The organism is Lentibacillus halodurans (genome assembly GCF_900112045.1).
Lineage (GTDB): Bacteria > Bacillota > Bacilli > Bacillales > Amphibacillaceae > Lentibacillus > Lentibacillus halodurans.
This window is the reverse complement of sequence record NZ_FOJW01000019.1, coordinates 14,572-32,420: the sequence shown is the minus strand read 5'-3', so window position 1 is coordinate 32,420 and position 17,849 is coordinate 14,572. Positions and strand designations below refer to the sequence as shown.

At 37.6% G+C, this 17,849-nt stretch carries 17 protein-coding genes and 3 pseudogenes; 11 read left to right on the top strand and 9 right to left on the bottom strand.

Annotated features, from left to right (window positions below):
- Positions 1 to 105 precede the first annotated feature (105 nt).
- The 3 genes from BM195_RS16760 (at position 106) to BM195_RS16750 (ending at position 2,687) form a co-directional block, all read left to right on the top strand.
- Positions 106 to 762 (top strand): class II aldolase/adducin family protein, encoded by a 657-nt coding sequence (locus BM195_RS16760; RefSeq protein ID WP_090241157.1) that lies wholly within the window; start codon positions 106 to 108, stop codon positions 760 to 762.
- Between the two features lie 122 nt (positions 763 to 884).
- Positions 885 to 2,168 carry a four-carbon acid sugar kinase family protein gene (locus BM195_RS16755; RefSeq protein ID WP_244535793.1) on the top strand — a complete coding sequence of 428 codons (1,284 nt, stop codon included), beginning with the start codon at positions 885 to 887 and terminating at the stop codon, positions 2,166 to 2,168.
- A gap of 75 nt (positions 2,169 to 2,243) precedes the next feature.
- The gene (locus BM195_RS16750) at positions 2,244 to 2,687 is read left to right on the top strand and encodes a cupin domain-containing protein (protein ID WP_090241153.1); all 444 of its coding nucleotides are present in this window, start codon (positions 2,244 to 2,246) and stop codon (positions 2,685 to 2,687) included.
- A gap of 610 nt (positions 2,688 to 3,297) precedes the next feature.
- Here the strand turns inward: BM195_RS16750 and BM195_RS18400 are convergent.
- Positions 3,298 to 3,438, bottom strand: coding sequence for a hypothetical protein (locus BM195_RS18400; protein WP_170848290.1), 141 nt, complete (start codon positions 3,436 to 3,438; stop codon positions 3,298 to 3,300).
- Positions 3,439 to 3,632: 194 nt separating this feature from the next.
- Positions 3,633 to 4,064: pseudogene (locus tag BM195_RS16745) on the bottom strand (transposase); the annotation flags it as partial.
- Positions 4,065 to 4,240: 176 nt separating this feature from the next.
- Between BM195_RS16745 and BM195_RS16740 the strand changes: the two are divergent.
- A pseudogene (locus BM195_RS16740) lies at positions 4,241 to 4,480 on the top strand (transposase); the annotation flags it as partial.
- 10 nt (positions 4,481 to 4,490) lie between these two features.
- Here the strand turns inward: BM195_RS16740 and BM195_RS18145 are convergent.
- The 3 genes from BM195_RS18145 to BM195_RS16720 all read right to left on the bottom strand — a co-directional run bounded on the left by BM195_RS18145 (position 4,491) and on the right by BM195_RS16720 (position 7,622).
- Positions 4,491 to 4,994: a hypothetical protein gene (locus BM195_RS18145; RefSeq protein WP_139224016.1), complete on the bottom strand. Its 504-nt coding sequence runs from the start codon at positions 4,992 to 4,994 to the stop codon at positions 4,491 to 4,493.
- A gap of 1,114 nt (positions 4,995 to 6,108) precedes the next feature.
- On the bottom strand, positions 6,109 to 7,044 hold the full coding sequence (locus BM195_RS16725; RefSeq protein ID WP_090241145.1) for an AEC family transporter: 936 nt from the start codon (positions 7,042 to 7,044) through the stop codon (positions 6,109 to 6,111).
- A 263-nt stretch (positions 7,045 to 7,307) separates the two neighbouring features.
- The gene (locus BM195_RS16720) at positions 7,308 to 7,622 is read right to left on the bottom strand and encodes a transposase (protein ID WP_342028048.1); all 315 of its coding nucleotides are present in this window, start codon (positions 7,620 to 7,622) and stop codon (positions 7,308 to 7,310) included.
- A gap of 253 nt (positions 7,623 to 7,875) precedes the next feature.
- On the opposite strand from BM195_RS16720, the pseudogene BM195_RS16715 reads away from it, so the two are divergent.
- Together BM195_RS16715 and BM195_RS16710 are read left to right on the top strand one after the other, a co-directional pair.
- Positions 7,876 to 8,303 (top strand): annotated as a pseudogene (locus tag BM195_RS16715) (pyridoxamine 5'-phosphate oxidase family protein).
- 191 nt (positions 8,304 to 8,494) lie between these two features.
- Entirely contained in the window at positions 8,495 to 8,920 is a 426-nt protein-coding gene (locus BM195_RS16710; protein ID WP_090241143.1) for a YugN family protein, read from the top strand.
- A gap of 628 nt (positions 8,921 to 9,548) precedes the next feature.
- On the opposite strand, the gene BM195_RS16705 is transcribed toward BM195_RS16710, so the two are convergent.
- The gene (locus tag BM195_RS16705; protein WP_244535792.1) at positions 9,549 to 10,559 is read right to left on the bottom strand and encodes a DUF3231 family protein; all 1,011 of its coding nucleotides are present in this window, start codon (positions 10,557 to 10,559) and stop codon (positions 9,549 to 9,551) included.
- Positions 10,560 to 11,104: 545 nt separating this feature from the next.
- Here BM195_RS16705 and BM195_RS16700 point away from each other — a divergent pair.
- On the top strand, positions 11,105 to 11,509 hold the full coding sequence (locus tag BM195_RS16700) for a hypothetical protein (protein WP_090241139.1): 405 nt from the start codon (positions 11,105 to 11,107) through the stop codon (positions 11,507 to 11,509).
- A 175-nt stretch (positions 11,510 to 11,684) separates the two neighbouring features.
- Here the strand turns inward: BM195_RS16700 and BM195_RS16695 are convergent, their stop codons facing one another.
- Positions 11,685 to 12,446 carry a C40 family peptidase gene (locus BM195_RS16695; protein ID WP_090241136.1) on the bottom strand — a complete coding sequence of 254 codons (762 nt, stop codon included), beginning with the start codon at positions 12,444 to 12,446 and terminating at the stop codon, positions 11,685 to 11,687.
- 329 nt (positions 12,447 to 12,775) lie between these two features.
- On the opposite strand from BM195_RS16695, the gene BM195_RS16690 reads away from it, so the two are divergent.
- Positions 12,776 to 13,630 (top strand): chemotaxis protein, encoded by an 855-nt coding sequence (locus BM195_RS16690; RefSeq protein WP_090241134.1) that lies wholly within the window; start codon positions 12,776 to 12,778, stop codon positions 13,628 to 13,630.
- 191 nt (positions 13,631 to 13,821) lie between these two features.
- On the opposite strand, the gene BM195_RS16685 is transcribed toward BM195_RS16690, so the two are convergent.
- The gene (locus BM195_RS16685) at positions 13,822 to 14,757 is read right to left on the bottom strand and encodes a S66 peptidase family protein (RefSeq protein WP_090241132.1); all 936 of its coding nucleotides are present in this window, start codon (positions 14,755 to 14,757) and stop codon (positions 13,822 to 13,824) included.
- A 252-nt stretch (positions 14,758 to 15,009) separates the two neighbouring features.
- Between BM195_RS16685 and BM195_RS16680 the strand changes: the two genes are divergently transcribed.
- The 3 genes from BM195_RS16680 to BM195_RS16670 all read left to right on the top strand — a co-directional run bounded on the left by BM195_RS16680 (position 15,010) and on the right by BM195_RS16670 (position 17,206).
- Positions 15,010 to 15,558: a TetR/AcrR family transcriptional regulator gene (locus BM195_RS16680; RefSeq protein ID WP_090241130.1), complete on the top strand. Its 549-nt coding sequence runs from the start codon at positions 15,010 to 15,012 to the stop codon at positions 15,556 to 15,558.
- 66 nt (positions 15,559 to 15,624) lie between these two features.
- Complete coding sequence (locus BM195_RS16675; protein ID WP_090241214.1) at positions 15,625 to 16,767, top strand: MFS transporter; 1,143 nt, start codon at positions 15,625 to 15,627, stop codon at positions 16,765 to 16,767.
- Positions 16,768 to 16,891: 124 nt separating this feature from the next.
- On the top strand, positions 16,892 to 17,206 hold the full coding sequence (locus tag BM195_RS16670) for a hypothetical protein (protein ID WP_090241128.1): 315 nt from the start codon (positions 16,892 to 16,894) through the stop codon (positions 17,204 to 17,206).
- Between the two features lie 396 nt (positions 17,207 to 17,602).
- Here BM195_RS16670 and tatA read toward each other — a convergent pair whose 3' ends face one another.
- Entirely contained in the window at positions 17,603 to 17,797 is a 195-nt protein-coding gene (tatA, locus tag BM195_RS16665) for a twin-arginine translocase TatA/TatE family subunit (RefSeq protein ID WP_090241126.1), read from the bottom strand.
- Between the last annotated feature and the right edge of the window lie 52 nt (positions 17,798 to 17,849).

The window sequence follows — 17,849 nt, the reverse complement described above, 5'->3', positions numbered from 1 at the left end:
TCCAAAAAATTTAAATGTACAAGCATTACTTTCTATAAAGCATACAAATTTACAAGCTGCCAAAAGTTGCTAAATAAATGAAGCTAATTTACATAGGAGGTGCTTATGACTTCTATTGAAAAAGAACTAATAGATACGGGTAAAAGTTTGGTGGATAATCAGCTGGCATGGGGCACTTCAGGTAACATAAGTTTGAGAATGAATGACGAATCAATGCTTATTAGCGGTTCTGGAACTAAGTTGGGTGAACTTAAGAAAGATGACTTTGTGGTTTTTGACATCTATACAGATAAAAAAGGCGGCGAAAGAAAAGCATCTAAAGAAACGCCGATGCATTCAGGTATTTATAAAAAACGTAAGGATGCAAAAGCAATTTTACACTCTAGTCCATTTTATACGACATTAGTTGCCTGCAGTAACGAATTAAGCATCATATCTGAGTTATTTATTGAAACCATGTATTACCTAGAAAATGTTTCTTATATTGACTATTACCATCCTGGCTCACAAGAACTAGGGGATGCGGTAGCTGAGCAATCATTGAACGCTAACATAATTATAATGAAAAACCATGGCGTCATTGTATTTGATGATTCAATGCCGCAAGCATTGATGAGGTTAGAAACTTTGGAAATGGCTTGTCGCATGGTTCTTGAAGCTAAGAAAGCAGGTATTCGATTAACTAGAATACCAGATAAAGTTGTGGAGGACTTCTTGGAAAATTCATTATACAAGCCAAGAAAGATTCATAAAAATAAATGAAATAGACACAACAGGTATGTTTTCATATTGTAAAGTAATTATGATTGTTGTGAATAACACACACATGCTTAAACAATGAAGGAAAATACTTAACTAGGAAATTTGATGGGAGGGGTATGAGCGTGATAGGAGTAGTGGCAGATGATACAACTGGGGCAAATGATATCGGAGTGATGTTCGGTAATAATCAATATTCTGTTAAGGTCCTTCCTTATAAAGAAAACGCTGATTATGAGGTTGACTCAGATGTATTGATTGTTGACACTGATAGTAGACTAGATCGCCAGGAAATCAGTTATGAAAAAGCATATAATGCTACAAAAAGCCTTAAGGAGTTAGGTTGTTCGTTATATTTTAACAAAACCTGTTCTGTTTTTCGTGGTAATATTGGTCAGGAATTTGATGGGATGTTAGATGCTTTGGATGAGGAATTTGCAGTAATTAGTCTTGCTTTTCCCAAAAATGGAAGACAAACGATAAATGGAAATCATAGCGTTCACGGTGTGATGCTAGAAAACTCAAACTTTGCTAATGATCCTGTGCATCCAATGGTAAAATCCAACCTTGTCGATATTTTGCAGGAGCAAACTAGCCGAAAAGTTACATTAATAAATATTGACACTGTTAGGAAAGGAGCTAGTTTCTTAAAGGAATCCATAAACAAAGCTAAAGAGAATGCTAATTATTGTATCATTGACTCTGTAAACCAAGAAGATCTAGCAATTGTAGCAGAAGCTATTCATGACTTAACAGTAATTTGTGGCAGTTCGGCAATTGCTGAGGAGTTGCCTAAATATTGGCCAGAAAAAAACGGTAATAAAATTTTGGATAATTTAGATATTGAAGATGACAATGGAGTTTTAGTTGTTTCCGGGAGTTTAACCCTGGAGACAAAGGGGCAGACAAATTACTTAACAACTAATAGGGTTAAGACTTTAGTTTTTGATTCTCGTAGAGCATTTAACGAGGATGAAGCTAAAAAAGAAGTCACTAGAATAGTTGAACAAGCCAAAGATACAATTAGTAGTGGAAAAGACGTGCTTGTTATGGCGGATAACGCTGAAAATGTAGTGGCCAAAACTAAAGAAATAGGGTCCCAAAACTACAATGTTGATTCTTTTACAATTAGTAAGTTAGTTTCATCTAAGTTAGCAGAAGTCTCTTATAAACTAGTAAAGGAAACAGGGCTAAAAAGACTGATTATCGCTGGCGGCGACACGTCTGGAACGATTTTAAGGAAACTTGGAATAGAAGGTAACTTCGTTTTAAAGGAGATTGAACCTGGACTGCCTTCCAGTTTATCAATAGGTAAAGAGATGCTCATTGTATTAAAATCAGGCAGCTTTGGTAAAGTAGATTTTTTGGCTAAAGCAATCAATCATTTAAAAGACCTTTCTAAAGGCTAATCAATTATAATTCAAATATATAAGTTAGAAGGATTGTCTTGTTTCTAAGATATAGCTGAAAGTGAGGAGAATTTAGTGGAAGACCAATTGTATCGACCGTTTATAAATAAGTATAACGAGGTCGAACCATTTGAAATAGATAGCGGAGTTTATTTTCATAACATGGTAACAAAAGAAATGGGAGCAAGATCTATTCTTACAGGTTTGGCCACTTTTGACCCGGGGGCAGGTCTCCCATGCCATGTACACAACGTAGAGGAATCTGTAACTATTTTAGAAGGTGAATCATTTTGTGATGTTGCGGGTGATCGCTCATTTGTAAGAAAATTTGATACATCTTTTATCCCGCCTGATATCCCACATAGATTTGTAAATGCAAGCAAAACTGAAAAACTAGTAATCTTATGGGTATATTCACAAGTAAACAATTCACTTGAATTTGTTGATGTCAAGAGGATTATAGTAGAATCTGATCGTTGTATGTTATCTAAACATGAGAAAAAATCATACATTACTTAATGATGATTCACTTCTAAACAAGAGAAGCTAACATGACATGTCACTTGCATATACGAATGAATTTCCGGAGGTCATTAACTTAGTTTCCAGGGGTTGATTGATATTAAGGAAGGTTTTCACGAATCGTACCGGATTAGGTGATGTAGTTGAACGAGTCATGCAAGTATTAACAAATGATAAAAGCCAAGCCATAACCCCACATGAGTGGTAGATGATGCCTGTTTCGGTACCACCTCTCGAATTTTGTCATTTTATGTAAAATAAAATTAAACTGTACGAACCACTAGTTTGAATAAGACTGGTGGCTTTTTTGTTGTTTAGGAATTATAAAATTTGATATCTGTGGATAACTTTTATGGTAAAATGCAAGGAACAAATAGAGTAGAAGAAACAGATGAGAAAAGGCACTGGTGTTATTAAACAATTTTAAAAGAACATTTCGCATTTCGCCGGGTTTTGGGAGCTACATTCTGATCATTTCCCTAAGTCCTATCGTAGTCATATTAAAGAAACGGTTGAGAAGACGATTCGTTGTGGCACAAGTGATTTAGGATTTGCGATATGAATGTTTAGGATGTGAAGGAAGTCCGTCCCCCGAAATTTGTTTATTTCACCTATTGAAGAAATTGATTCCCACATCTAATGCTTCGTAAATTACTTTTATTCCTTCACTTTTTTTAGTGAGGCGCATACATCCCATTCCAACCTGTGACAGTGACAAACCGTTTCTCTGATCTTTTTGATATTTCATAAAAAATTCCTCCTATAAATGTAAAATAAAGATTTAAAATTTTAGTTTAATAAAAAGAATGCCTGCTTTGGGTTAAACACTTTCTTATTAGGGTTACTTTGTTTTATCAATCATTTACAAAAGACACATTAGATCCTTAGCGAAAAGTCAACAATTGAAAAGCATTTTCATGTAAACTTCTATAACCATTTTGTTTAAGGCTGGAACATAACTAGCCAAAAATGACTTAAAAAAGGTTCCAATCATCAGTTTTTGATGGTTGGAACCTTTTTGATTTAATGGTTGTTATCATCTAAGGTAGGATTAGACTTTTTGGCGGTGTACTTTCTCATGCTCACCGCCATGAATGCAAATCCCAGCTCATTTTTCACTTTCTTCTGGCCCCTGACTGAGAAACGCGAGAAACGCAAATTAGCCTTCAGAAATCCGAGGACTGGCTCCACATCAATTTTACGTTTGCCGTAAATTTCACCAGTTTCTTCCTCCGAAAGCTGTTGTCTTGTGTATGCTTTTTGGCTTTCCCACTTGGCGTTCCTTCGCTTTGGTGCATTGGGAACGCGCGGTGGGCACCCTGTACAGTCCTCGCATTCGTAAACTTTGAAGGTTCGTGTATAACCGTACCGGTCTGTTTGCAACTAAACTTACCTAATAGTAAAAAATTAAATTATGATAATAGCTCGTGATGCGAGAGTGTAAAATTTTTTGTGTAAATAGAATTTGAGTATTTCATGTCATAGAAAAAGGAAGACCCTTTCTGTAGAATAAAGTTAGCCGACTAATTCACAGAAAAGAGGTCTTCCCTATGAATCATCCTACTACAGATTTACTTGAAGCACTAGCCCAAAAACTAGATATTAAAGAAGTTTTTCGGCGGCATTTGGAAACAGCTGTCAATCAGCTTTTGAAACATGAACTAACTGTTTTTCTGGACTATGAGCCTTATGATCGGGATGGTGTTAATTCCGGTAATTCACGTAATGGGTTTTACGGGCGTATATTCAAAACGGAGTACGGGAATCTGGAGCTTCATATTCCCAGGGATATCTGCCATCTTATCTACCTCCTTGAAGAACTTGAAGGTAAATATCTTGATCACGTTCAGGTGCAGTCGTGGCTTTATACTTCTCATTAATCACTTCTTTTTTGGAAGATTGTTTGCTGCTTTGTATCTCCAATGCAATGGCGATATCTCTTAAATAATTTGCGCTGGTTAATACAAGCCGTTTCATTTCTTTTACGGGATCGTTGATATAAAGTGGATATATTTCTATAACCTTAAGTACCACTTTGAATTGATCAATGGTATGCCTTGGATAATGCTCTTGTAAAGTCATGATAAGCCAGATTGAGTCTTCTGTTTCAGCCAATTGTTCCGTAACCTGTTTCACCAGTTTATCTCTTTTTGTTTGAGATCGTCTTCGATGAGTGGGATCTGTTATGATTCTCCCTTTCTCGTTTGATAATTTATGCACAGCTATTGGACTGCCATCTGGGTGAAGAGAGATGCTTAACTCCTCTCCAGCCACGGATACATAAGCAACATTTTCCCGCACCATTTTGAAATGTTCCAAGTGGAATACTATATCGATTCCCTTCAAAACGAATAACGTTGTCTTTATGAATTTTTCTTGTTATATTTATAGATGAGATATTTTCAAAAATGTAATTTTCATTGACCTTTTGAAGGTGCTGCTTTTCGAGGGCGTGCACTTCGAAAGGTCTTTTCTTTGTATTATGCTGAATCTTATAATTCCCCGTTCTTTTAAGCCACTTCAAACATGACTGTTGCCATGAATCCAAGTCCTTGAAGATGCTATGCTTTGCCTTCTTCACATACTTTATTACTTGTTCAACTTTCCCTTTTGACTCTGGATCACTTTTTTTACAGAGATATATCTTAAACCTTCTGGTTTTTTGATATTTAGTAAAAGATTCCGTAAGGATTAAATCTCCGGTATTCTCGCTAATCGCCAATTAACGATCTTGATCATACACAATTTCTTTCGTCATCCCTCCAAAATACTGAAATGTATTTTCCTGCATTCTGATTTAGTCAGATGTACGAAGAGGGCGATCTAACCACTCTGCATATTTGTATCTTGAATGGGCTAAGATAAACCCAGCTACATAAAGCTTCTTTCTTTGCCCTGACACCGTATATACAAAGGTTTCTCCAAAATCGACTTGCATCTGTTTTCTCATCGGTAATTCCTTCTACTGAGCCATAAACCCGTCCCGCCGTTTCTTTAGGTATATGATACTTGTCTCTTAATTCTTTCACATAGTTTCTTACAGTGTTCTCAGCTACTGCTGTTACATCTAACCTTTCCTGCAGCCAATCATGTACCTGGGCACTCGTCATATCTGGATATTCTTTTAAGATGGAACCCAAAGCACAATTCTGGTCACTACGTTCGTTTATTTATTTAGTTTTAGGTTTTTTGATTTTTGATAATACAGTGATTGCAGTTAGCAGGTTTGTAGGAGAAGGGGATTTATTGGAAACGCTTAATCTGCTGCGTTACTGGGATTTTTATTAGCCATATTATTAGTCGTAACTAAGATGCATCAAGAGCGCTTTGTTAGAAACCAGTTATAAGCTTGTACCATCATCTGTAATCCGGTCTTCCTAACCTTGTATAATTACCGAGTGGTTTTGGCCCAGGATTATTAAAATATCAGGTGTAAAACAACATATAACAATGGGATCGTGAGGATACCTGACAAACTGGAAATCATTACACCTAAAGAGGCAAAATGTGTGTCAGCTCCAAATTTTTGCGCGTAAAGTGACATCGTTGGGGCGGAAGGCATTCCTGCTGTTAGAACGGCTATCATGAGCAAAGATGATGGGATGGAAAAAGCTGCAAAAGGAATTAACAGCAGCGGAATGATGAGAAGCTTGAACATTACTGCCTTCCATATATAAATGTTTTTCATCAGAAAGGCAAAGTCTTTGCAGGTTATATTTGCGATTAAACTGCCGATTAAGATCATCGAAAGCGGAACAGTCATTTTTCCGACATTTTCAAATGTGCTTACCAATAAACCTGGCCAGCTGATTGGAAGAAACAACACGAGCATTCCAGTCAATGTGGAGAGCACGCCAGGGTTTAAAAATATTTTCCTCCATTCTATCTGAGATTTATCGTTTGTGAATAAGTAAATGCCATACGTCCAAATGAGAATGAAATAAATCAAGTTAAACATGGTTAAATAAACAATACCCTGCTCTCCAAAAACAGCAAAGATGACCGCAAAACCAATATACCCCTGATTGCCAAAGATAATAAGTCCTTCATAAACACTTTTTTGCCTATCCGGAAGATTTGAGCGCCTCCGCATCCATCCAGCAAGGAAAATGGACAGCAGCAGAATGTAAGCAGACATGCCCAAGAGCAAAAGGAATTCTTTAATTAAGAAAAAAGAAAAGGGAATATCCAATGAGAATAAAATCAGGGCAGGAAGTGTGACATATAAAATGAGCTGTGTCAGTTCATGATCAGTGCTTTGATTTAAAATTCCTTTTTTCCGTAGCATAAACCCGATCAGTGCAGTAATATAAAGATGAACCATTTCCTGCAGAAACGCCGATGCTGAATCCATAATAATCACTCCTGCTGTACCAGATAAGCATATACCTAAATTAGTTTATGCTAAGGATACTTCTTGTGGTACAACGAGGACCAACTTATTTGTTATTAACTTTGCCAGCTATACCTATCATTTTCATTATAATTTCAGGAATGTCTTCAGTCCCGAAAATTTCTCTGTATACACAAAAAACATGGAGCAGACACAACCTTTACAACTTCAGGTGTTCGTCTGACTACATTGTTAGGGAATAGTTCCAAACCCTAATTTTAAGCTTAATCCTCCATCACTGCTGCAAGTAGCCGGAAGATGATGTATAACCCTAAATAGGAGCCCGTAATTAAAAACAAAGGATTTAAAAATATCGCATGAATGTTTATCATCATAACTGTTTCATTTTTAATTATCTGATAAACCGACAATGAGGCGATATTACCAAATATCAGGGCGGATATGACCGCTGCCAAATTAAACATAAATCGGAGTCTATTCCAGTTGTTTTGGGTTAAATACATTATTACAGGCAATACAATACTTCCTGCGACCAGGAATATTTTCATACCATCATCCTTTTTAAGTAATAAATTCAAAGTCATAATCCTTTTGGTATTATTTCCTTTCACTTGTTAAAAATACGGATAAATACTTTTTTTAAAAAGGAGAACATATGAATGACTAAACTGCAGAAAGCACTTGAAGGCTTAAGGACTAATTGTCGAAATATCCTAAAAAATCTTGACTTGGTTATAGTCATGGTGAACAAGCAGTATATACAATAATGGAACATGTTAAATTCGCTAATATCTGGAAATAATTGATTATTGGATGGAAGGAGTGCATCAATTGAGCCAGCAGGAAATGAAATCAACTGTTGAAAAAATTATAGATGACAACGCTGTTGGTACGATGGCGACTGTTAAACAAGATAAACCACATTCAAGATATATGACCTTTATCCGAAAAGGTTTAAAGCTTTATACAGCAACAAGCATAGAAACACATAAATCAGAGGAAATAGAAGCAAACCCATACACTCATATCTTATTAGGCTATGAAGGGAAAGGGTTTGGTGATGAATGAATATGTGGAGTATGAAGGAAGAGCCGCTATAAACAGTAGCGTTGAACTGAAGACATGAATTGTGGAACTCATACATGGAGTACTGGTTTAATGGACCGGATGATTCAAACTATATTGTGTTGGAGATTACACCAGTGACAATAAGAATTATGAACAAAAAGGGTGCTGAGCCAAAAACGGTAGAGCTTTAGCAAGTAGTGGGCAAGTATATTCCACATGTTCCTGTCCATTTCAGAACGGTCAAACGACAAGGGGTTTTTACGTCATTCCACAGGTGTAGAAAAGATGTTTTAAGTGTATGTTTAGTATAGATTTAGTGGTGTTTTACGCCACCATTTAGTTAAAACCTAATATGATAATCTTAATCGAGGAGTGAAGGTGTATGTTAAAACTAGAAACGGAAATTGAGGGAAAGAAAGCCTATTTCGGTGATGTGTACAGAATGTTTCGGACTAATGGATACACCCTTTGCGGGAACTGGGAATATGACCGTGGGAAATTCGATATGGTTCTGTGCCGGGAAGGCGGCGAGACGATCTATATCAGAATTCCGTTTGACGTCATTGAAGGGGAACTTGACAGTGCTAATGCCTATTTAGAATTCCGGACGCCATATGTAATCAAGCATGTCGTAAACACGGGACTGGACTGGGACGGAAATTCATTGCTGACAACAACAGGCTTCAATCAGTTCCAAACGCCTGTTGACAAGGACGGAAACATAACTGATAAAAGCCGTTGGGAAGCGGCTGGTGAGCAGGAAATAGAAAGAGTTATCAATTCGTTTGACGATTTGAAAATATCGTGATCGCACTGTCCGTTAGGAAGGACTGACTGAGGAAGACGGATCTATAAGCTTTGTCTTCCTCAATATTTATAGATATCCATTCTTGTAATTATCTTACAAATCATTTCATAGAATTCTTACTCTCAAAAAAGTTCTCCATATCTATCTACAAAAAAGGATTTTCAACATTTCAATCGAAGTGTTAATATGATGGATTGATTATGTCAATATTGATATTTTTGTTCATTTCGATTGTAAAGAGTGTCCTGTTTAAACAGGTAGTACTAGCGGAGATAATACAGGCTTCTAAATGCCGAATAGCTCAATGTTAAGTAGAAGGAGCGAAAAACCGAAACGCTGTCTGGGGAAGCAGGCGTAAGGAATGCAATCAACTATATCGTCTCTGTAAGCGTCCTATGCTGCGAAAAAATATAGGCAGGGGAAAAAATAAACCATTGGTAATTGGCTTGATCAATGGCTTCTAGGAAATTCTCGTGAAAGCTTAAAATGATGATCTCATTAAAGTGGGCTTGAATGTTTACGAGAAATTCTGACGCAATTAACAAAAACTCTTCTAGGTAACTTGCCGGTTAGAAGTTGACCAAAGCCAGGAAGGGTAATACTCCAAAGTAACTTTTCCATTCATAGTCTAATCCTTTTCTTTAGCAAGCTGGTTTCGGTTTGGTGCTTCTGGTGGCTGTTCCATCCAATTATGATCAATTATAAGGTTAGCACCATCTTCTACATATAGTGAAACATCTAATAAACAACGGGCATATAAAGCCCCAATATCTTTTCTTCCATTAAATGACGCTCCATTGGCATATTCTCGTACCTTCATTGAGAACATGTCGATTTTATGAGAAACCATAAGTTTATCTGAAAATGGTGGCGTGGTTGATGTTGTAACCAAATGATCTAAAAGTGATGGTGAAGGCAAGCTATTTTCAGACAACTTTTTTGAAAGTGCTTCTATGTGCTTATGATTAATACCTTTGCCACGCTCTAAAAATTTTCTAACTTTTTCATGTCGTGCCCCTTGCGCAAAACCGATAATGAGTGCCTTGCTTGTGATATCATTGTTGATGTTTCCATAAAGATGAGCAATTTCTAACCCATGAAGGGTTCTCTTATCTCCAAAAAAACCTTTCAAATAACTTTGATTATCAACAAAATCAATTCCTTCAGGGTTCGGTATAAGGGGTGAATTCTGTAAATAACCTTTTGAATTTAAGACCTGATTTACTTCAGCCAACAATTTAGCAGTGTCGTTCATGGCATTTATGAAAAAGTCTCTTATAGGTTTTTTGGTCACCAAAGGAATGGCGGCGGAGTAAATACTTAACCCTGCTTTTCCTAAATATTGCAGGTAATAAAGGTAAAACTCATCGTGAAATAGTCTCGGTGCATCTGAATTTACATCGTCATCAGTAAATCCAATGGGTAATGGAAAATCTCCTTTCTTAAAAAAAGTTTTTATCTCCTGTATCAATGACTCATCTAGTTTCAAAGCAGTTTCCAAAACTTTTTTAATATCAGTGTCATCTACATTTTTAAGATAGTAAGTCAGTACACATTTCCCCATGGTATTTCCTACATAAGTTATCCAAAGTTTGCCCATTTCCGCTGATGTTAATTTGACATTCTTTTCGGATTCCACTTTATATCCCTCCAGTAATTTCACAGGTTACTTTAGGCATCTCCAACAATTACCTTTAGTATGTATAGCTTATGCACTGTTACTTTTTTCAAATTATTGGTCTTTTTTATAATTACCAAACACACGTGTCACTAGGTATAGAGGTGTACGTGAAGAGCAGTAATCGATCGGCATGTGCTATATCTTGATGCTTAATGATCTGTTATGGTTGAAAGGTATTACTCATTAAATTTGTTAAAAAAAGTGAAGGATACGGGAAGAGTTATGACTAAACTTCCGAACAGTTAGGGCTGAAAAATAAAACCTCTACCGATGGTTAGAGGTTTTATTTTTTGTCCACCATTTGTCAACATTGTCCACTAAAATTCAACGGGTTATACATTTTTGTATAAGGTTTTTTATGTTTTTATTTTAAAACAACGCATGTTTTCAGCGTTTTTAAATTATACAGATGCTTCGATATAGCCCATTTATGGTGTGATTAATACTGTTATGAATGGGGGGGTATTTTCTCATATGATGTTGAATCTGGGAAAACAGATGCATTGTTAGTTTCAGACAATGTGATGCCACAAGACAAATATACAACGATGTTAACCTCTGACGAAAAATACATTATATATGGCGTTAACAATTCTGATGAAACTGTAACGATTACATACCATGCCCTTAACTTAGAAACTAAAGAATCTCTGGAACTTGGTGAGGATTCTCAACTATTTACATTAACAAATGGCAATGTAGTTATCGTTGATGATAACGAAGTGAAACTTTTCGATTTTGAAACAGAAAAACTGGAAACTATCCATGAAATAGAATTAAAGGGAAACCAAAGCATTGATAATGTAACTGTAAGTTTAGACGGGAGTACTATAGCCTATGGTTACTCAACAGAAGGTGAAGAGGATGAAGAAGATACCTTTAATACAAGAATTTTAGTGGTGTTGTAGTTAGGAAGGATGCCTTTTGAATTCTGGTTAAATTTAAAGGTAAGTTAAGGCTGCCATCAAGGATTTCAAACTTTGGGTGACGGTCTTTTTATAATCGAGTATTGGCAAAGTAAAGGGGCTGACCCAAAAAGTCAACTATTGGTGACCTTTTTGGCGTCAGCCCTCGTTTTAACCTTTATTGAAATGATTTAACACCTAAATAATGATCTTGCCAATAGTCTATGCTAAGATCAGCAACGGCAACACCTTCGCTACCTGCATGAATCATTTTGTTGTCCCCTATATAAATGCCGCTGTGTGAGGCTCCTTCAGTATCATATGTTCCTTCAAAGAATATGACGTCACCAATACGAGGTGAATCTACCCTCACACCATCTGATGTCCACATATCATGTTCTGTTCTGTGAAGATTGATACCAACCTGGTCAAATACATAGGAAACGAAACCGCTGCTGTCAAATCCATCTGGGGTTGTGCCTCCCCATACATAGGGTGTTCCTATTAAGTTTTCTGCAATAGACACGACTTCGGATTCTGAAGCAGCATCAGTCGAATTTGAATCTAATTTCATGCTTTCGACTGAAGATGAGGATAGGGCTTCTTTTGTTTCAGGACCTACTATTCCATCAATCGTTATTCCATGGTCGGATTGAAACGATTCTACAGCTTCTTTCGTGATGGGGCCGAAAATTCCATCAAGATTATATGTATAATAACCTTGGGAAGCAAGTTCGGATTGTACCGACTTAACTGCTTCACCACGATCCCCTTTACTCAAGAGTGTGCTTTCTGATACATCAATAGAAGAATGAGTATCTGAAGAATTTACGTTTGCCTTGGCAAGGACCTTCTCACTTAATGCAGGTGTAAATGCCAAAGATGTGACGAGTGCGGTGGAAACGACATACATCTTGATGGGGTGTTTTGGTTTAGTCATTTCGAATTCCTCCAACTTAAAAATTAGTTAGAAGCAATGTGTCCTTTGCTTTTGTCTCTAGATGACCAACACATCTTCAAACTAACCCCATTGTATCAATTCATTGATACAATGAGATTTCACCCATTTTAAGTTCTCGTTTTATTTTTTTACATGTAAGTCTGTCCTTTGTAAACAAAGAAGGACTAATTTAATATTCTTATATAAAGGTCATTGTGGGACATAGACTTCTAAGTTATCAGGGCTATTAGATGATTCCTAAAAAATTGAATTTTGGTATAATGCAGGTGGTTTGACATTTCATTCCAATAATCCTGAGGAGGGAGCACGTGACACAGAAGATAGGTATTGTTTTACTTCACGGTGCTGGAACACCAAATAAAGATTTTGCGAAGGAAATGATTAAGGAAATTACCAAAGGTTTTAGCAGTAAACTTAAAGTAGAAGATCCAGAAAATAACCTCGTGTTCCAATCTGTATTTTGGTCTTCGATATTTGAAAACGAGGAGAATACATTATGGGAAAGGGTGCAACAAGGAACGGAGCTGGACTATCGTTTTTTACGCAGCTTTGTCGTTGAGTTTCTTGCCGATGCTGTAGCGTATCAGCCCTCATCGGTATCCGACCAAAATTATGATAAAGTACACGCCCTTATAGCTCAGTGTTTGCACAGTCTCCAAGCAAAAGCTGGGTCATGTGCTCCCTTATGTGTCATTAGCCATAGCCTTGGTTCCGTCGTTGCCAGTAATTATTTTTATGATTTACAGGCAAGACAAGAGAATATTGGGAAAATCACAAAGCAATGTTCCGGCAATACACCTTTAGAAAAAGGGGAAACCCTTTCCTTATTTTACAGTATGGGAAGCCCAATTGCTTTATGGTCGCTCCGTTTTAACGACTTTGGCATGCCGATCCGTGTTCCGCCTCCCGAAATTCAAAAATATTACCCAAACATCAATGGTGAGTGGCTAAACTTTTATGACAAAGATGATATTCTCGCTTATCCCTTAAAAGGTTTAAATCAACATTATCAACATGCCGTAACGAAAGATGTAGAAGTAAACGTTGGGGGATTGCTGACAAACTGGAATCTCTTTTCCCATATCAAATACGATATCGATCATTCTGTGATTGATCCCATTGTTGACGGGCTGGTTAGAACGTGGCTCAAAGTCAATCAATAAGATAAGCAGGAGATGATTAAGCATTCAATAAAATTAATCGATTTTTTACGCTGGTTTATCGAGAAGGGGGCAGAGAATTATCCATGAAGGAAATTGTTCCCCCTATAAATAAGTTGGACTGAAGATCTTGACATAACCTGAATCTGAGGAGCCTCTTATAAATACTTTGAACATTAGGGGGTTCCTTCCATTTAGAAACTGGACATGACAGGAGTCGTCGTGGGTTCAAGAACCGTTAAAGTATTATTGAATGTATTCAAATTGACCGTTGCCCCAATAGGAATTGCAGCCTTATAAGTACCGTGTGCTGTGGCTAGATTCGTCATAAGCGGCTTACCAAATGGTGCGATAAATTCATTGATCAGGTCTTCATATGTTCTACCGTAAGATTCTGGACATTCTGTACATTCTCCCATCACAATCCCGATACAGTCCTGGAATTTACCGGCTAATCTTAATTGCTCAATATACCGGAAGATCGTATTAACGGGTTCATGTGTATCTTCGAGCAGCAAAATCTTTCCGCGGGTATCGATTTCAAAAGGAGTCCCGATTGTGCCAATTAGTGAAGTAAGATTGCCTCCAACAATTGGCCCGGTAACATTTCCCGGTATTTTACTTTGCAGCGGGATTTCTGGTGGATTATTGATTTGTCGAGTTGGTGCAGGGGTGGAAATCCCTGAAAAAAAATGATTAAAATTATATTCGGGGGTACTAGGGTTAAAATCAACAAGCATAAGACTTTGAAAAGCAATAATGCGGGCAAATTGATACAGTGCATTCAACAACACCGTAATATCGCTGTAACCACTGATAAGTTTTGCGTTTCCCATGATAAATGTGTAATCAAGATAGGGGAGAATGCCGGATACGCCTACCCCTCCCCGTGAAGGCAGGATCATTTTTACCTGAGGATTGGCAAACATACGCATTAGATCGTCCGCACGTTCTTGCTCTGTTCCCGCTAAGAAACCATCTCGCGCGAACACGTTACGACCAAGAAGTGTGTTAAATCCCATGTCTTCCAGCATTTCCACACCTGTCTCGACTTCATTTCTTTCCGGCGGGCTTCCTAATGTGACTATACCAATCGTATCTCCGCGCTGTAATGCAAGTGGTATCGGCATAAAAAAATAACTCCTTTCGTGAATCATGTCATGTTATATACATTGTATTGTGGAAATCCGCGCACCATACTAAATTTTTTACCAGGTCAGTCATTGAAATCAGCGGACAGGACTGAAATTTCCGGTAGATTGGGCAGCGCAATGCCCAGCCTAGCCTGGGAAATTGAGAACGATTGGTTGACGATAAGATTGGAAATTGATAGGCTTATATTAGAAAGATCGTTCTATCTAATTCAAGGAGAAGTGAAAGACATGACTGCAAAAAAAGATACATTATTACAAGTAGCTGAACGATTATTTTATGAGCACGGATTTCGTGGCGTAGGATTGAAGAAAATCATCAGTGATGCGAATGTAGCAACGATGACGCTTTATAATCATTTTTCTTCCAAGGACAATTTGGTCGAAGAAGTATTGAAACAGCGGGAGGAACGCTATTGGACTTATTTGGATTCACATGTGGAAATGGATTCAGATTCTCCTTTCATTCTTGCTGTTGAAGCTCATGGCCGATGGCTAAAAGAACAATCTTACAAAGGCGATATGTTCTTAAGAGCGATAGAAGATTATGCGGGAACCAATAATGAGATAGAGAATATTGCAAGGGGACATAAATCTAATTTGCTTAAATATTTTCAGCAATTGGCTCAAAAGAAAGGTAAAGATAACGAACGAGATTTAGCTAATCAATTCACATTGCTGCTTGAAGGAACTACCTCCATGACGACATTGATTGGTGCAGATAAAGCAACGGAACATTCTATTGCGATGGCACGATTGCTTGTCCAACATACATCGTAAATTTTTTTAAACTAAAATTAGAAAGGTCGTTCTATATAATTTGTGGAGTTAGGGTGAATGAATGCCATGAAATTTTCAAAGTTAGTTTTACCAGGGGTTACCATGATTGCTGTCACCTATGGATTAGCGAGGTTTAGCTTCGGGCTGCTTCTTCCCGATATGAATGACTCGCTTCAAATGTCTGAATTTGTATCAGGGATGGTCTCGTCGTTATTTTATTTGGCCTACTGCCTTACAATCATTGTATCCACTGTGATTACGACAAGAGAAGGACCAAGAAGGATGATTATTTCGGCTGGTCTGTCAGCTTTTGCTGGCATGTTGTTGATATATATGGCTCCAAATGCATGGGTTCTTGCGTTAGGCGTGTTACTTGCTGGAGGAAGCACAGGCTTGATATCACCACCTTATGGCGCAGCAATATCACTTTGGATTAAACGGGATAAACAAGGAAAAGCAAATACATGGATCAATTCCGGAACAAGTTTTGGCATTGCCCTTTCTGGAGCAGGCGCTATTCTATTATCGCCAAATTGGAGACTAACGTATTTGATCTATGCCATTTTGACCTGCCTGATATTGATATGGAATTTCCGGGCAATTCCAAAAGTCGGGACGCGTTCAAAATTGATGTTTCAAAAAGGGCAGTTCTCTATACGAGGTGTAGAAGGATCCATCCCTTTGGTTTTGGCATCGCTTATCCTGGGGATTTCTACAGCAGCCTTTTGGACATTTTCCAGATCTTTTATTGAAGTGGCTGGTGATTACAGTGAGTGGCAGCTTTCCGGATTTTGGATCATCATTGGACTATTTGGTGTGCTGGGAGGTTTTTCTGGTTCATTAGTTGAAAAGGGCGGGTTGTCTTTTTCTTATAAATTAGGGAGTTTGTCGATTGCTTCAGCATCCATTATACTGTCCTTTTCACCTGAATGGTTGTTAATGTCTTACTTATCCGCTGGCATTTTCGGTTGCGCCTATATATTTTTAACCGGCGTTCTCCTTGTGTGGGGAATTCGCGTATTTATTACGAATGCATCATTAGGTATTGGGGTTCCATTTTTACTTTTGTCATTGGGCCAAGTAATAGGCTCATTACTCGCTGGATGGTTCATTGGGACATGGGGCTATGCTACGTCGTTTATACTTTATGGAGTAGTTGGTATGTTGGCTTCGCTCACAGGTCCTAAAAATCACCATAAAAAGAATTAGCGCAAATAGCGTTTATAAGGACCTGGGGAAACAGATACGATTTAAAGATTGACAGGGGAGTGTTACACTGAATTAAATAACACAATTGCTAAACGGGAAAGAAAGATAGAAAAGAGGATTAGACATGACTGGCTTACTTAATATTGGCAGTCTCGTGCTTGGACTAATTGCTTGGATACTTCCTGCTGTTAATCTGATGCGATATAAAACGCATGACCATCAGAATTGGATGGCTTTTTCCATGATGAGCATCAGTGCTTGTGCTATCTCGCTATGTTTTCAGATTTTCTATACCTATTATTTGGTAAAGATTAAGGATTGGTCTGCGCTGATGGACACAACGAGTGCTGTGGCGTTTGTCTCAGCAGTTCTTCTCATCGTTACTATCATATTAAATGGCATTACTCTGATTGTATATCGTGACAGAACAGCCAAGTAGGAAGTCAAATTTCAGTTTGTAAGAGTCACTTTTCTTATGATGTCTGAAAGATCGTAAAAAAGTATATTTAAACAAAATCGTCTTTACTTCCCCTTTTCGATAGGTGTGAGTCGTTACTTATCTGTCTTTTAAGGGGTCGTTTAGTGCATCGATTATGTCTTCTAGTTTTTCGCGTGCTTGATTCAAAAAGTTAAGATTTGTTGGATAGGCAAAACCGGCTGGAGAACAGGTAGTGTCTATCATGAGATTTTCTTGAATTTATGGAGGATTATCCGTTCCCTGATCGGACTGGTTACCATGGGAACGGATGTGATTCATGCGACAATACTCATTAACTATCGTTAACTTTGCCTTAGGTTTTGCCACAAGCGGTTATACACTCTTCCGTGCTGCACATTAGATATTTTCCTTCTTGCTAACGTCTTTTTCTTCCTCTTCATCGTCTTTTACCAATTCATTCGCAGAGCTTTTAAATTCACGCAGGGTTTGCCCGGTAGCTTTTCCGATTTCCGGAAGTTTTTTTGGTCCAAATATGATGAGCGCGATCAACAATATTAAAATTAACCCCGGTATACCAATGCTGGATAACATCCACACATCATTCCCTTCTACAGAAATTCATCGATTTCCTGATTATGTATGT